Genomic DNA, 12,996 nt, shown 5'->3' on the forward strand with positions numbered 1-12,996 from the left:
GTGGCGGCCCTGAGCCGCGATGATGTCGCTGCCGCGGCGGATCGCGAGGGTGTGGTCGAGATATGGTCGACGACAGATCTCGACCGGGTGAAGGACCTGCTCGCAGACTTCCGCCGCCTGCACCCCCGCATCAAGGTCGTCTATTCGGACGTGCATGGTAGCGACCTGCAGACTGACTTCCTCCGCGCCGCGCGTGGCGGCGGCGGTACCGCCGATCTGCTGTGGAGTTCCGCTATGGACCTGCAGATCAAGCTGGTGAACGACGGTCATGCGGCCACGTATCGCTCGCCCGAAGCGGCTAATTTACCCGATTGGGCGAAGTGGAAGGACCAAGCCTGGGGCATCACCGCCGAGCCGATAGTGATTGTCTACAACAAGCGGTTGATCGCGCGCGATCAGGTGCCGACGAGCCATATCGGCTTGCGCAAATTCCTGGAAAGCGGCCCGGCCGACGGGCGCCGGGCGGTCGCGACCTACGATATCAGCCGATCAGCCGTGGGGTATTTGTACCTTTCGCAGGACGAGCAGGCCTCGAGCGACGTGTGGCGGCTGGTCCGCGCGATGGGCCGCGACCGGCTCAAACTCTACACGTCTGCGGAGGACATCCTGCGTGACGTCTCGGCCGGCAGCGCGGCGATCGGCTACAACATCGTCGGTTCCTATGCGCTCGACGAAATGTCGAGGCACGCGGATCTCGGCGTCATCATGCCGCAGGACTATACGTTGGTGATGTCGCGGATCGCCATGATCCCGAACCGCGCGCGGCACCCGGCGGCGGCGCGGCTGTTTCTCGATTTCCTGCTTTCGAGAAGCGGACAGCGCCGGCTGGCTGAACACCACATTACGCCAGCGCGAAGCGACGTGATCATTCCCGCGCAGCTGCAGACGCCTGCGGTGCCGCTACGCGCGATCCGCGTCGGGCCGGCGCTGCTCGTAACGAACGACAGACTGACTCGCTCGCATTTCCTGGCGCTGTGGCGACAATCACTATCACCCAGCACGTTGTGACGCGCACCGGCAGTGACTGCCTATCCACAGCAGACTTGGTGTCGGCGGCTCTGTGCTCAGACATCAAAGCGATCGCAACCCTGCTAAATTTCAGCTGTATGAACAAAAATTTCCCAATGATTTGAGTGCCCATTTGGGTGGTGCACGGGGCACCATTTCCGGTCGAAACCGGGGCACACCATCGCTTGCGCGCCCCCGTGCCGCCCGCTAATCCCGCGCCATGGGCATCAACCTCAATCCCTTCACCTGGTGGAACGGCGCCACCATCGGCACCTGGTTCGGACTGCGCGGCAAGTCCGCGGTCGGCGAGGATGCGCTTGGCAACGTCTATTACGAGGGTGGGCGCGACACCGCGGGTAATCCGCGGCGCTGGGTGATCTATTCGGGATCGAACGATGCCAGCCGCATCTCGCCCGAATGGTTCGGGTGGTTGCACCACCAGATCGACGACGTGCCCGATCGCGCGCTGCCGCCGGCGAAGCCGTGGGTGAAGCCCGCAGTGCCAAACCTGACCGGCACGCCGCTTGCCTATCGCCCGGCCGGCGCGCTGGAGAAGGGCGGCAGGCGGGCGTCGGCGACCGGCGATTATGAGGCATGGACGCCCGACGCATGACGCGTGCGCGCTGGCTGGGCGTGAGCGCGATCGTGCTCGCGGGCGGCGCCGGCGCGTGGTTGGGCGGTGAAGGCCTGATCGCCGCCGTCCGGGGCACCGCGGCACCGACCGCCGCGACCGGGAGTGCGCCGACGCGCTCGGCCGCGCCCCAGCCCGCTGTCTCCGCTGCCCGGAGCCAGCCCAAGGCAAACCCGGTGCCCAAAGCGACCGCGGCCGGTGAAACCCCGATGGCCGAGCGTGTTGCGATCGTCGGCTTCCTCAACAAGCGCAACGGCCAGGCGCGCGACCTGGTGATGAAGCCGGGGCAGGCGTACCGCGTGGGCGGCGCGATCATCCGTCTGCGTGCGTGCGAACAGACGGCGCCGTGGGAAGAGGATCAGCTGACCGGCGCCTTCCTGCAACTCGATGTCGAGGGAACCGATCGGCGCTGGCGCCGCGCCTTTTCGGGGTGGGTGTTCAAGGAGCGCCCGGCGCTCAATGTCGTGCAGAGCCCGCTCTACGATGTCTGGCCCAAGAGCTGCACGATGCGGTTCCCGACCGCGGGGGCGGACACGGTGTCGCTGTCGGCGGGGGGTGCCCCTGCGAGCAGGGCATCGAACGCGCGGAAATCGCCATCGACCGACGGCACGCCGTCCAGCAACCCGCCGACCGACGTGCCAAGCGCCGAGCCCAGCAACACGTTGTAACCGGCGCGCGGCACCTCGATCGCGCCGAGCGAGGCGAGGTGCGGGGTCTGGAACTGGCAGTCCAGCAGGTCGAACCCGCCGCAGCGTAAGCGGGCAACCAGGGCGGCCAGCGCGACCTTCGACGCATCCCGCGCGCGGCTGACCATGCTTTCGCCAAAGAAGGCGCGGCCCAGCGCCAGGCCATATAGGCCGCCCGCCAGCCGGTCGCCGTCCCACACCTCGACCGAATGGGCGAAACCGCGGTGGTGGAGGGTAACGAAGACACGCTCGATCGCGCGATTTATCCAGGTTTCGGGCCGATCGTCGGCCGCTTCGGCGCACAGGGCGATAACCGCCTCGAACGCGGTGTCGGCGGTCACGCGGAACCGGTCGCATGCGATCGTCCGACGCAGGCGGCGGGACAGGTGGAAGCCATCCAGCGGCAGGACGGCGCGAAGCTTCGGCTCGACCCAATAGACGCCCTCGTCGTCGCGCGCGTCGGACATGGGGAACACGCCCATGGCATAGGCGCGCAACAGCAGGTCGGGATCGATGCTCTCGACCGGGCCGGTCGGACGCGTCATCGCCGTGCGATCCGCCGCACAGCAAAAAGGGACCGGCGGTCGCCCGCCGGCCCCTTCCGCAAATCCATCTCGATCAGCGTTACGCCTTGCAGGTCAGGGCCGGCTTGCCCGGAGCGGTGTACTTGATCGATTCCGGCGTCCCCTCGACGGTGTAACCGCCACCGACGAACGGCTGGCCGGCTTCCGGCGCCGTCAGCTGGGTCGGCGTGCCGGTCTTCTCGGTGCGCAGGTTGGCCAGCTTGCGGCCCTGGAAGAAGTCGACGTAGATCAGGCCGTTGCCCGGCTGGCAGCGGAAGGTGACTGCCTTTTCGATCGACGGCGGCAGCTCGACGGCAGCGGCGTTCTTCAGCTGCTCGGCCATCGGGTCGGCGGCGCGGGTGTCGACCACTTCCGGCTGCTTGTCGCCACAGGCGGTGAGGGTCAGCAGCGCGAGCGCCGCGGCGGAGGCGAGGATGCGATTGTTCATAACGAGTCGCGACTTCGCGCATGCAACATGGTGCGTCAAGGCGCGCGGGCGCCCTTTTTCGACCGTTCGCCGCATCTGCCGCTGGCCGCGGCGCCGTCATTCGTGGAACTCGTCCATGTCAGGAATACGCCCGAAGGCGATCTTGGTGCCGACGCGGTCGATCCGTCCGCCCGTCATCGGCCCGACCGATACGGCGTGACGACCGAATTTCTCGTTGATCCGGTCCATCGCCCGGCTGAGGCTGAGCGTGCGTGTACCGCGCGCCAGCGGGTCGTCGGGATCGAGCGCGCCGAACAGCGACCCTTGCTCGCCGTCGACCGCGGCGATTTCCGCCAGCGTCACCCCGATCATCCGCAGTCGAAACCCGCCTGGCCGCGTCCGCCCGACGTCGGCAAGCCGCGGGAAGATCGCGTCAAGCGCGCCGAGCACCGCGAAACTGTCCTGCGTGGCGGACAGCTTGATCGAGGTGCGCCAGTTGGACTTGTCGTCCTCGAACTTACCGTGAAGCACGAGCAGGCGCGCGACATAGCCCTTGCGACGCAACCGGCTGGCGCATTTGAGCGCCAGGCGCCGGGCGGTCAGCCGCGACGGCTCCAGCGCGCGCTTGGAGGGTGACAGAACGTGGCTGTGCCCGATCGTACGATTCTGCGTCGCCTTCTCGGGCAGGTCGACGCCGTGGAGCAGATACCACAAGCGGTCGCCGTTCACGCCGCCCCAGGCCGTTCCCGCGTCGCGCGGGCGACGCGCGCAGAGCTGGCGGATGTCGTTGATCCCGTCGCGCGCCAACCGCCGCTCCATCTTCGCGCCGATGCCCGAAATGTCGCGCAGCGGCGTGTCGTAGAGGCGCTGTGGCAGCTCATGCCCCTCCAGCACGACCAGGCCGTCGGGCTTCTGCATGTCGGACGCGAGCTTCGCCAGCAGGCGATTCGGCGCGATGCCGACCGACGACGTCAGACATTCCCCGATATTGGCGAGGATGCCCGCCTTGACCCGCCGTGCGAGCGCGACGGCGCTGTCGCGGTCGTTCTCGTTGTCGAGCAGGCGGCAGGCGACCTCGTCGATCGAGCACACCTTCGTCACGGGGATGTGACGCCAGATTTCCGCGACGATGGCGTCGTGGAACTCGACATAGCGTTCGTGGCGCGCCGGTGTGATCAACAGGTCGGGGCAGCGGCGCTTGGCTTCCCAGACGGGGGTGCCGGTCGAGATGCCGTAACGCTTCGCCTGGACCGACGCGGCGATGGCGACGGTCGTGTCACTGTCGACGGGCGCGACGATGACGGGTTTGCCGCGCAAGGCGGGATCGAGTTGCTGTTCGACGCTGGCGAAATAGCTGTTCAGGTCGAGGAACAGCCAGCGCAGTGGGCGCGGGGGCAGCGCCAGGACCGCGGGCTGAGGTGACGGGTCGGCGCAGCGAGTCGCGGGCGGCATGGGCAGAACATTAGCGGAACGTGGGCGGCTGGGGGAGTCGGTGTGTCGACCCTCTCGATCGTCATCCCCGCGAAGGCGGGGATAAATTCTGGCTGACCGCTGTGAGACCCATCACCATCAGCGACTATTGATCCCCGCCTTCGCGGGGATGACGTTAAACGGGCGGGGCGGGTGCCGACACAATAGAAAACGGGCCGGAAGGTCGCCCCTCCGGCCCGTTTTTCTATCTTCAGCGGCGGGAGCGAAGTGAATTCGCTCCCTCGTCGGTCGGGCTTTGCCCGCCGGCCGCGCGTTCGGTTGCGCTTGCGCGCACCGCGTCGGCGTTACGCCGACGCTACCTCCGCGACATCCACCTTCACGCCCGGGCCCATCGACGAGCTCAGCGCGACCTTGCGCAGATACTTGCCCTTGGCGCCCGACGGCTTGGCCTTCACCACCGCGTCTACCAGCGCGTCGAAGTTCGCGCGCAGGTCCTCTGCCGGGAAGCTCGCCTTGCCCAGGCCGGCGTGGATGATGCCCGCCTTTTCGACGCGATATTCGATCTGGCCGCCCTTGGCCGCCTTGACGGCTTCGGCGACGTTCATCGTGACGGTGCCCAGCTTCGGGTTCGGCATCAGGCCCTTCGGACCGAGAACCTTACCGAGACGACCGACGACGCCCATCATGTCCGGGGTCGCGATGCAGCGATCGAAGTCGATGGTGCCGCCCTGGACGGTTTCCATCAGGTCTTCGGCACCGACGACGTCGGCCCCTGCGGCGCGGGCTTCGTCAGCCTTCGCACCCTTGGCGAACACGCCGACGCGCACGGTCTTGCCGGTGCCCTTGGGCAGCGTGACGACGCCGCGGACCATCTGGTCGGCGTGGCGCGGATCGACGCCCAGGTTCAGCGCGACTTCGATCGTCTCGTCGAACTTGGCGGTGGCATTGGACTTCACGATGCCGATGGCTTCGTCGACGCCGTGGAGCTTCTCCGCGTCGACGGTCCAGGCCTTCTGCTTCTTGCTCAGCTTGGCCATGATCTTAGCCCTCCACCACTTCGAGGCCCATCGCGCGGGCCGAACCTTCGATGATCTTCGTCGCCGCTTCGATGTCGTTGGCGTTCAGATCCTTCATCTTGGCTTCCGCGATCTCAGCGAGCTGCGAGCGCTTGATCTTGCCGGCGACGACCTTGCCCGGCTCCTTCGAGCCCGACTTCAGGTTCAGCGCCTTCTTGATGAGGAAGGTGGCCGGCGGCGTCTTCGTTTCGAACGAGAACGAACGGTCGGCATAGACGGTGATGACGGTGGGCAGCGGCGAGCCCTTTTCCATGTCGCCCGTCGCGGCGTTGAACGCCTTGCAGAACTCCATGATGTTGACGCCGCGCTGACCCAGCGCCGGGCCGATCGGCGGCGACGGGTTGGCAGCGCCGGCGGGCACCTGCAGCTTGATATAGCCGGTAATCTTCTTGGCCATGATGGCCTCCTCACTCTTTTGCTGGGCACAGCGTTACGGCAGCGCCCGGTTCAAGTTTAGCGGTCGTGACGGGCATGGCCGAAGCCAGCGCCCTCCCGCAGATTTTCCATCGATACCGGTGGAAGCCGGCGCCGTTAGCGGAAAAACCCTATCGACGCAACGCCCCGGCGCCACCGCCCAGCGCGCCGCCGGGGCGGCCCTGGGGGCGGCTAAAGAACAGCTTACGGAACGACACCGCGACCGTGCGGCCGACGGGGTCGAGCAGGTCTGGCTGATAGTTCACGGGCACGCTGCCGTTCGCGTCGGTAACGCGCAGGCGGGTATCAAGCAAGTTGCGGACGTTCAGTTCGATCCGCGCACCGAGCAGCCACGGGTGATCGCGCACCGCCTTCATCGTCGGATTGAAGGTGACGAAGGATCGCATGCCGAGCGTGGTCAGCGGCGCTGCGCTGATGTCGATCGGCGCACGTGCGGTGCCGCCGTTCACGAAGGCGCAGGACTGCCAGTTCACGTCGAAACGCAATCCATAGCCATTCTTTGTGACGCCCCCGTTCGCCTGAACCTGGTGCCGAAAGGGACCTCGGATGTCAGTTGCATCGCCGTTCAGTCGATCGAGGTCGGGCACGCCCGGCGCGATCGTCACCGTGTCGCGGAACCGCCATGTGTGGAATGCGGAGAATTGGATACGGCCCTCGTTCCCGCCTGCGCCGCCGAATCCACCTCCACCAAAGCCGCGACCACCGCCGCCGCCGAAGCCACGTCCGCCGCCGCCCGGGGGCGGACCGGCCTCCTGGATGACGATCGTCGTCGCGCCGCTGGCAGGCGGTGTCGCCGCACTACCGCGCTGCTCCGGACCACGCGCGCCGACCCGTCCTTCGGGCGTTTGCGGCCGCTGCGGCTGCGCCTGTCCCCCCTGGCCGCCGCCTGAACGAGCACCGCCGAACCCGCCGAAGCCACCGCGCGCCGGCGCCGCCGGTCCAATCCGCCGCGAAAAGTTGAAGCCGTACCGCAGCTGTTGCTGATCCGACCGCACGAAGTTGACCGGACGATTGTCGACCCGAATCAACTGTCCGCTCGCGTCACGCAGGAAGCGGTCGGGAAAGGCGGCTTCCAGCGCGGCGGTCGGCGTCGACAGGTTCTGGATCGGGTTGAGCGTCCGTCGACGGGTATATTCGGCGTTGAAGTTCAGGTCGATCGACGAGAACGGTCGGGCGTTTAGCGTGATGTTCGTCGACCGATTTTCAGGCGAACGCAGCAACGGGTTGCCGCCGCTCAGCAAGGTCACGTCCACGCTGGTGCCGCGGACGAAGTCGAAAACGCGCGCGTTGGGCGTGACGACGATGGGATCGCCCGTCTGATTGATCGTAGGCGCGTTCTCGTCGCGGTTGACGCTCGCGAGGATGAACAGCTTACCTGGCAGCGGCGACCAGTTGAGACCGTAGCCATAGGTTGACAGCCAGCCGAAGTCCGACACCTGATTGAATTCATAGCTGGCGTTAAGCGACAGGTTGCCGATCGCCGACAGCACGCCACGTCCCCGGTTGGCGATCGGCACGTCAATCCGCGCCAAACCACGCCCTACGTTGCGACTCTGCTCCCCGGTCGCCGTGACGCCGCTGCGGACGCTTAGCGTCTCGTTGTCGTTGTGGCTGAAGCCGGAGGTGACGTTCAGGCGGGCGTCGCCAGCAGGCAGCGCCGCGATCGGACCGTTGACCTGATACTCGATGGTCGCCGTATTCGTCAGCGACCGCGCATAGTCGCGGCGATAGTCGCCAAGCAGGTCGGGCGAGAAGATCGCGAAAGGATTGAGCGTCGGGTCGTTCGCCGCGATGCGGCTGGAGATCGGCGACAGGTCGAAATTATTGTCGGTCAGCGTGCTGGAAAAGCGGCGATTGTAGCTGCCGTTCACCGACCAGCGCCACCGCCCAGCGTCACCGTTCAACGCGCCGTTGAATTCCAGATTGGTCGTCTCGCGATTCTGCTCGCGCGCGCCGCCCTCGGCCAGATAGCGGTTGATCACGACGGGACTGGCGAAGGGTGAATAGGGATTGCCGGCCGGGACCGTCAGGCTCGTCGTGGCGAGGCCCAGGGCGCTGTCGTTTTTCGTCCAGTCGAAACCGGTCGATGCGGACGCGGTGATCGTGTCGCTGATCGGCTGCGCATAGGACAGGCTCGATTCGATCTTTTGCGATGCGCCGCTTACGGTTCGGTAAGCGCCGAAATCGCTCGGGTTAACGGCGCCAAGGAAGGCGCTGAGCGCCGGGCGGCCGTTAATGGCATCAGGGACACCGGCGACCGTGACGGTGCGTCCGGCCAGCGCGCTCAATGCCGGATCGATCTGCGTCAGACCGCTGCCCGGCGTCAGATTGCCATTGATCGAATAGGGGCGGGTGGGCGTGGTTGTCGGCAGGATGTCGCGATCCGCTTCGTAGACCGGGGTCTGCGCGGTATAATTCAGCGACACGTTCACCCGTTTGTCGCGCATGATCCGCAGCAGGCTGACCTCGTCCTGAGTCGTATAGCGGTCGCCCTGCGTCGCACCGCCGCCCTGCACCTCGGCGGTCACCGCATTGAACCGGCGCCGCAAGACGAAATTGATGACGCGCTGCTCAGCGCGATAACCCAGCTGCTGTGCGGCCTCCGGCGGCAGGATGTCGACGCGCTCGATCGCTTCGGGCGGATAATTGCCGATCTCGCGGAAGCCGGAGATGCGGCGGCCGTTGAGCAGCACGACCGGCATACCGCCTTCGGTTCCGCGGCCGCTGCCCAGCTGCGGGGCGAGTTCGTTCAGCAGGTCGCTGAGCGAATTAACGCCGTAGGCGCGGACATCCGCCGGGCGCAGGACCTGTTCGGGTTGGATGTCGCCCGGAACGCTGCCGCGCTCTCGCTGGCCGACGACCGTCACTTCGGTGGCGATGTCGGCTTCGTCCTCGGGCTCGACCGGGGCAGCCGGAGGCGTCTGGGTCTGCGTCGGTGTCGGCGTTTCCTGCACTACGGTGGTGGTGGAAGCGTCCGACGGGGTTGCGGGCACGGCCGGTGCCTGCGGGGTCACCGGCGTCGGTGTCACCGCTGCAGTCTGCGCCAGTGCGGGGTGGGCTGCGGTCGCGAGCAGCAGGGCGGCGAGGGACGGTGTGTGGGCGCGCATCGGGTCTCGTCTGTCTGATCGTCGCCGCGCGGAACGGCGGCAGGGTCGCGAACGGCGCTAACGTTCATTTGTCGCAGAAAGTTGGCGGTGGCGCGAATTTTGTCTGATTTTTGTTGAAGCCGCCGTCGGAGCCAGCGCGCCAGGCGTCAGTTCAGAACCGTTTCGGTTTCGCTGGCACCGATCCAGAAGGCGGTCGACCCATTGCGGTCGGCCTCGGTGCGGAAACGGATGCCCCAGCCGCGGACCGTCTCGATCGGGTCGGCGGCGCCGAGATCGGCGAACTTCCGGCGGATGCGGTGGATCAGCACGTCGCGGCTGTCGGGACAGCTGCCCGCGTCAGCCAGCACCGCCGCGGTGACGTCCCAGCTCAGCCGGCTGCGGCGCATCAGCGTGGCCAACAGCGTCGCCTCGACCCGCGACAGAGTGATGCGTTCGCCGTTCCAGCGAAACTCGATCGGGTCGAGCGTCATGGTGACCGCGCCACGCTTCACCAGCGGACGCCGCGTCATGTCGGGCTGTAGGGCGGCAAAGGGGGCGTGATCGACGAACATGCTTATCTCGCTATCGATCGTCGGCATAACGCGCACGGTTCATGTCGCCAAGCGACCGTCATCGGCAATTAAATGCTCGGTGTATTATATAAGTGCAGCACCAACTGCACGATTGTACCCACGAACGGCACCTTTCCCGCTTGGCAGGGGATAAGCGTTGGCTCTAGCAAATCGGACGATGCCGACGACCGCACCCTTGCCATCTAGCGACCGCTTCATGCGGCGGGTGTCGGCCGTCACGATCCTGCTGTTCTGGCTCGCCCAGTTTTCGCTGCTGACCGTCCAGCGCTGGGTGTTCGGCGCGGCGGACGACGCGCGGTTCCATGCCACGCGACTGGTCGTGACCGGGGTCGGCATCGTGCTGTCGTTTGCGATCCTCGCCTTTCACATCGCCACGCGCGGGCGCCCGTTGTCGCGGCGCCTGCTGTTCGCGGTGTTCGCGGCGATCGCGGGATCGGCGATCCATGCCTTTGCCAATTTCTGGATCTTCCGGGCGACGATGCCGGCGGAGGTCGTGGGGAACGCCGGCCTGCTCTCGCACCTGCTCGCGATGCTGCAATGGTTCTCGACCTATGCCGCGATGTCGGGGCTGTTGCTGGCGATCGTCTATTCGGGCGAGGTGCGCGATTACGAACGCGGCGTGGCACGGTTGCAGCGCGAGGCGCACGAGGCGCATCTGCGCGCGCTGAGGTACCAGCTCAATCCGCATTTCATGTTCAACACGCTGAATTCCATCGCCTCGCTGATCGGCGCGGGCCGGGTCGAACATGCTGAGCATATGGTCGAGAATCTGTCGGACTTCCTGCGTGCCGGCCTGGCGCTCGACCCGCATGAGGACATTGCGCTGGCCGAGGAGATCGAGCTGCAATCGACCTATCTTGCGATCGAGGCGGTACGCTTTCCCAATCGGCTGGTGGTCGAAATCGACGTGCCCGATGACGTCCAGGACGCGCGGGTGCCCAGCCTGATCATCCAGCCGCTCGTCGAAAATGCCGTCCGCCATGCGGTGTCGATGTCGACGCGACCGGTGAAGCTGACCGTGACCGCCGCGCGCGAGGGCGATCGGTTGCGCCTGAGCGTCCGCGATTCGGGCGGCAATGCCGGCAACCGCCGCGCCCCGCCGGGCACCGGTGTCGGCCTGGCCAATGTCGCCGAACGATTGATGACCCGCTATGGCGAGGATTGCGGCTTCACCGCGGGCCCGCTGGCCGAAGGCGGCTTCCAGGTCAGCTTCGCCATTCCCTTCACCGAGTCCCATCGATGATCCGGTTCCTCATCTGCGACGACGAACCTCTGGCCGTCGAGCGGTTGCGCGATCTGGTCGGGCGGGTCGACGGGGCGGAGGTTGCCGGGACCGCGACCGATGGACGCACCGCGATCGCCGAGGTCGAGCGGCTGACGCCCGATGCACTGCTGCTCGATATCGAGATGCCCGCGCTCGACGGCTTCGACGTGGTCGAGGCGCTGGCGAAGGCGGGCGGGCCGACGCCGCTGATCGTGTTCGTCACGGCCTATCCCAATTTCGCGGCCCATGCGTTCGACACCGGTGCGATCGATTTCCTGACCAAGCCCGTACGGCTCGCCCGGCTCGACACTGCGGTCGATCGCGTGCGGCGCGCGATCGGGGATCGCGAGGCGGCGACGCGGCTGGCCGAGCTTGCTCGCCAGATCGATGCGTTGCGCGCCGAACAGGGCGGTGGCAGCGCCAACGGCAGCAGCCACTTGTGGGTGCAGCGGCGAGGCGAAAACCTGCGGCTCGACCTGGGACATGTCGATCGGGTGCAGTCGGAAGGCGAGTATGTTCGAATCTTCCAGGGCGATGCCAGCTATCTGCACCGCGAACCGATCAGCAGCCTGATCGAACGATTCGATCCCGCCCGCTTCGTGCGCATCCATCGTTCGCACATCGTCAATCGCGACCGCGTCGCGTCGATCCGCCGGCGCCCGGCGGGGGGCTATACCATCGTCACCGATCGCGGCGAGGAACTGCCGGTCGGACGGAACTATCGCACGGTGGTGCGCGATCTTGTCCAGGATTGATCGAAGTTTGACCCCATGAAGGAAAGGATGACACACCGATGATGCGCCCGATGTTCGCCGTCCTGCTGGCCCTGCCGCTCGCCGCCTGCGGGGGCGGGGATGCGCCCACCACCAACACCGCAACGCCCGCTGCGCAGGCGACCGAAAGCGAGTTCCAGGCCAAGGTTTCGGCGCTCGAGCCGGCCCAGCGCAACGGCGTCTTCATCCGCGCGATCCGCGATGCCGGGCTGAACTGCCAGGAGGTCACCGAATCGACCAAGGACAAGAAGCCGGGAATGTGGGGGGTGCGGTGCGGCGACGGCACCGGCTATGCCGTGCAGATCCAGGCCGACGGCACCGCGACCGTCTTCGCGCCCGGTGGCGCACGCTGACGGACCGACCTGGCATCCGATCGCCGCGCTCGCGGGTTGAGCGCGGCGAAAGGATGAGGACGATGAGCGAAACCGCCGAGCGCGACGACCCGAAACTGTGGGACCGCGTGAAGAAGAAGGTGACCGCCGGCACCAAGGGCGGGAAAGCGGGCGAATGGTCCGCGCGCAAGGCGCAGTTGGCGGTCGCCGAGTATAAGAAGGCCGGCGGCGGCTATGTCGGCCGCAGGGATGCTGACAACAGCCTGCACCAGTGGACCGAGGAAGGCTGGGGCACGAGGTCGGGCAAGCCGAGCGGCGAGACCGGCGAGCGCTATCTGCCCGCCGGAGCGCGCACGGCGCTGTCGAAGGCCGATTACGACCGCACGACCGCGAAGAAGCGCCGCGACACCGCGAAGGGCCGGCAATTTTCGGCGCAGCCCGCCGACGTCGCGACGAAGACCGCCGCCTACCGCGGCGGCGGCGGCCCGACCAAGGCCGAACTGCTGGCCGAGGCGCGCCGAAAGAACATTCGCGGGAGATCGACCATGACGAAGGCGGAACTGGCGACAGCGCTCGGCAAATAGACTGTGGCGCTCCCGATGGCGGATTGTTCACTCGCCTCGGTCGACTGTGCGGGCTTCGGCGCAGGCGGAGACCCGGCAGTCTTTGCTCTTCTGCGTACGCCGCTCCG

Annotated in this window: 13 protein-coding genes; 6 read left to right on the forward strand and 7 right to left on the reverse strand. The window is 66.9% G+C overall.

The annotated features are described in order from the left end of the window. A complete protein-coding gene (locus JW805_03435; GenBank protein MBN2971067.1) occupies nucleotides 1-1,008 on the forward strand; it encodes an ABC transporter substrate-binding protein in 1,008 nt (335 codons plus the stop codon). A 220-nt stretch (nucleotides 1,009-1,228) separates the two neighbouring features. Further along, complete coding sequence (locus JW805_03440) at nucleotides 1,229-1,621, forward strand: NADH:ubiquinone oxidoreductase subunit NDUFA12 (GenBank protein MBN2971068.1); 393 nt, start codon at nucleotides 1,229-1,231, stop codon at nucleotides 1,619-1,621. Nucleotides 1,622-2,117: 496 nt separating this feature from the next. Here JW805_03440 and JW805_03445 read toward each other — a convergent pair whose 3' ends face one another. The 7 genes from JW805_03445 to JW805_03475 form a co-directional block, all read right to left on the reverse strand. Continuing rightward, nucleotides 2,118-2,870, reverse strand: coding sequence for a leucyl/phenylalanyl-tRNA--protein transferase (locus tag JW805_03445; protein MBN2971069.1), 753 nt, complete (start codon nucleotides 2,868-2,870; stop codon nucleotides 2,118-2,120). 79 nt (nucleotides 2,871-2,949) lie between these two features. Next, the gene (locus JW805_03450) at nucleotides 2,950-3,336 is read right to left on the reverse strand and encodes a hypothetical protein (protein MBN2971070.1); all 387 of its coding nucleotides are present in this window, start codon (nucleotides 3,334-3,336) and stop codon (nucleotides 2,950-2,952) included. Nucleotides 3,337-3,432: 96 nt separating this feature from the next. Continuing rightward, entirely contained in the window at nucleotides 3,433-4,767 is a 1,335-nt protein-coding gene (locus tag JW805_03455; GenBank protein MBN2971071.1) for a hypothetical protein, read from the reverse strand. A 323-nt stretch (nucleotides 4,768-5,090) separates the two neighbouring features. Continuing rightward, a complete protein-coding gene (gene rplA / locus JW805_03460; protein MBN2971072.1) occupies nucleotides 5,091-5,783 on the reverse strand; it encodes a 50S ribosomal protein L1 in 693 nt (230 codons plus the stop codon). Between the two features lie 4 nt (nucleotides 5,784-5,787). Further along, a complete protein-coding gene (gene rplK, locus JW805_03465) occupies nucleotides 5,788-6,219 on the reverse strand; it encodes a 50S ribosomal protein L11 (GenBank protein ID MBN2971073.1) in 432 nt (143 codons plus the stop codon). A gap of 148 nt (nucleotides 6,220-6,367) precedes the next feature. After that, complete coding sequence (locus tag JW805_03470) at nucleotides 6,368-9,364, reverse strand: hypothetical protein (protein MBN2971074.1); 2,997 nt, start codon at nucleotides 9,362-9,364, stop codon at nucleotides 6,368-6,370. 146 nt (nucleotides 9,365-9,510) lie between these two features. Beyond that, nucleotides 9,511-9,942: a winged helix-turn-helix transcriptional regulator gene (locus tag JW805_03475; GenBank protein MBN2971075.1), complete on the reverse strand. Its 432-nt coding sequence runs from the start codon at nucleotides 9,940-9,942 to the stop codon at nucleotides 9,511-9,513. Between the two features lie 151 nt (nucleotides 9,943-10,093). Between JW805_03475 and JW805_03480 the strand changes: the two genes are divergently transcribed. The 4 genes from JW805_03480 (at nucleotide 10,094) to JW805_03495 (ending at nucleotide 12,889) form a co-directional block, all read left to right on the forward strand. After that, nucleotides 10,094-11,179 carry a histidine kinase gene (locus JW805_03480; GenBank protein ID MBN2971076.1) on the forward strand — a complete coding sequence of 362 codons (1,086 nt, stop codon included), beginning with the start codon at nucleotides 10,094-10,096 and terminating at the stop codon, nucleotides 11,177-11,179. Next, nucleotides 11,176-11,955, forward strand: coding sequence for a response regulator transcription factor (locus JW805_03485; protein MBN2971077.1), 780 nt, complete (start codon nucleotides 11,176-11,178; stop codon nucleotides 11,953-11,955). The genes JW805_03480 and JW805_03485 overlap by 4 nt, the downstream gene beginning before the upstream one ends. Before the next feature lie 38 nt (nucleotides 11,956-11,993). Then, a complete protein-coding gene (locus tag JW805_03490; protein ID MBN2971078.1) occupies nucleotides 11,994-12,326 on the forward strand; it encodes a hypothetical protein in 333 nt (110 codons plus the stop codon). Nucleotides 12,327-12,388: 62 nt separating this feature from the next. Next, nucleotides 12,389-12,889: a hypothetical protein gene (locus tag JW805_03495; GenBank protein ID MBN2971079.1), complete on the forward strand. Its 501-nt coding sequence runs from the start codon at nucleotides 12,389-12,391 to the stop codon at nucleotides 12,887-12,889. Nucleotides 12,890-12,996 lie beyond the last annotated feature (107 nt).

The organism is Roseomonas aeriglobus (genome assembly GCA_016937575.1).
Taxonomy (GTDB): domain Bacteria; phylum Pseudomonadota; class Alphaproteobacteria; order Sphingomonadales; family Sphingomonadaceae; genus Sphingomonas; species Sphingomonas aerigloba.

What these genes read in the sequence shown, in the direction of transcription:
- JW805_03440 (MBN2971068.1), top strand. Translation starts at nt 1,229, where the DNA reads ATGGGCATCAACCTCAATCCCTTCACCTGGTGGAACGGCGCCACCATC.
- JW805_03445 (MBN2971069.1), bottom strand. Translation starts at nt 2,870, where the DNA reads ATGACGCGTCCGACCGGCCCGGTCGAGAGCATCGATCCCGACCTGCTG.
- JW805_03450 (MBN2971070.1), bottom strand. Translation starts at nt 3,336, where the DNA reads ATGAACAATCGCATCCTCGCCTCCGCCGCGGCGCTCGCGCTGCTGACC.
- JW805_03455 (MBN2971071.1), bottom strand. Translation starts at nt 4,767, where the DNA reads ATGCCGCCCGCGACTCGCTGCGCCGACCCGTCACCTCAGCCCGCGGTC.
- rplA (MBN2971072.1), bottom strand. Translation starts at nt 5,783, where the DNA reads ATGGCCAAGCTGAGCAAGAAGCAGAAGGCCTGGACCGTCGACGCGGAG.
- rplK (MBN2971073.1), bottom strand. Translation starts at nt 6,219, where the DNA reads ATGGCCAAGAAGATTACCGGCTATATCAAGCTGCAGGTGCCCGCCGGC.
- JW805_03470 (MBN2971074.1), bottom strand. Translation starts at nt 9,364, where the DNA reads ATGCGCGCCCACACACCGTCCCTCGCCGCCCTGCTGCTCGCGACCGCA.
- JW805_03475 (MBN2971075.1), bottom strand. Translation starts at nt 9,942, where the DNA reads ATGCCGACGATCGATAGCGAGATAAGCATGTTCGTCGATCACGCCCCC.
- JW805_03480 (MBN2971076.1), top strand. Translation starts at nt 10,094, where the DNA reads ATGCCGACGACCGCACCCTTGCCATCTAGCGACCGCTTCATGCGGCGG.
- JW805_03485 (MBN2971077.1), top strand. Translation starts at nt 11,176, where the DNA reads ATGATCCGGTTCCTCATCTGCGACGACGAACCTCTGGCCGTCGAGCGG.
- JW805_03490 (MBN2971078.1), top strand. Translation starts at nt 11,994, where the DNA reads ATGATGCGCCCGATGTTCGCCGTCCTGCTGGCCCTGCCGCTCGCCGCC.
- JW805_03495 (MBN2971079.1), top strand. Translation starts at nt 12,389, where the DNA reads ATGAGCGAAACCGCCGAGCGCGACGACCCGAAACTGTGGGACCGCGTG.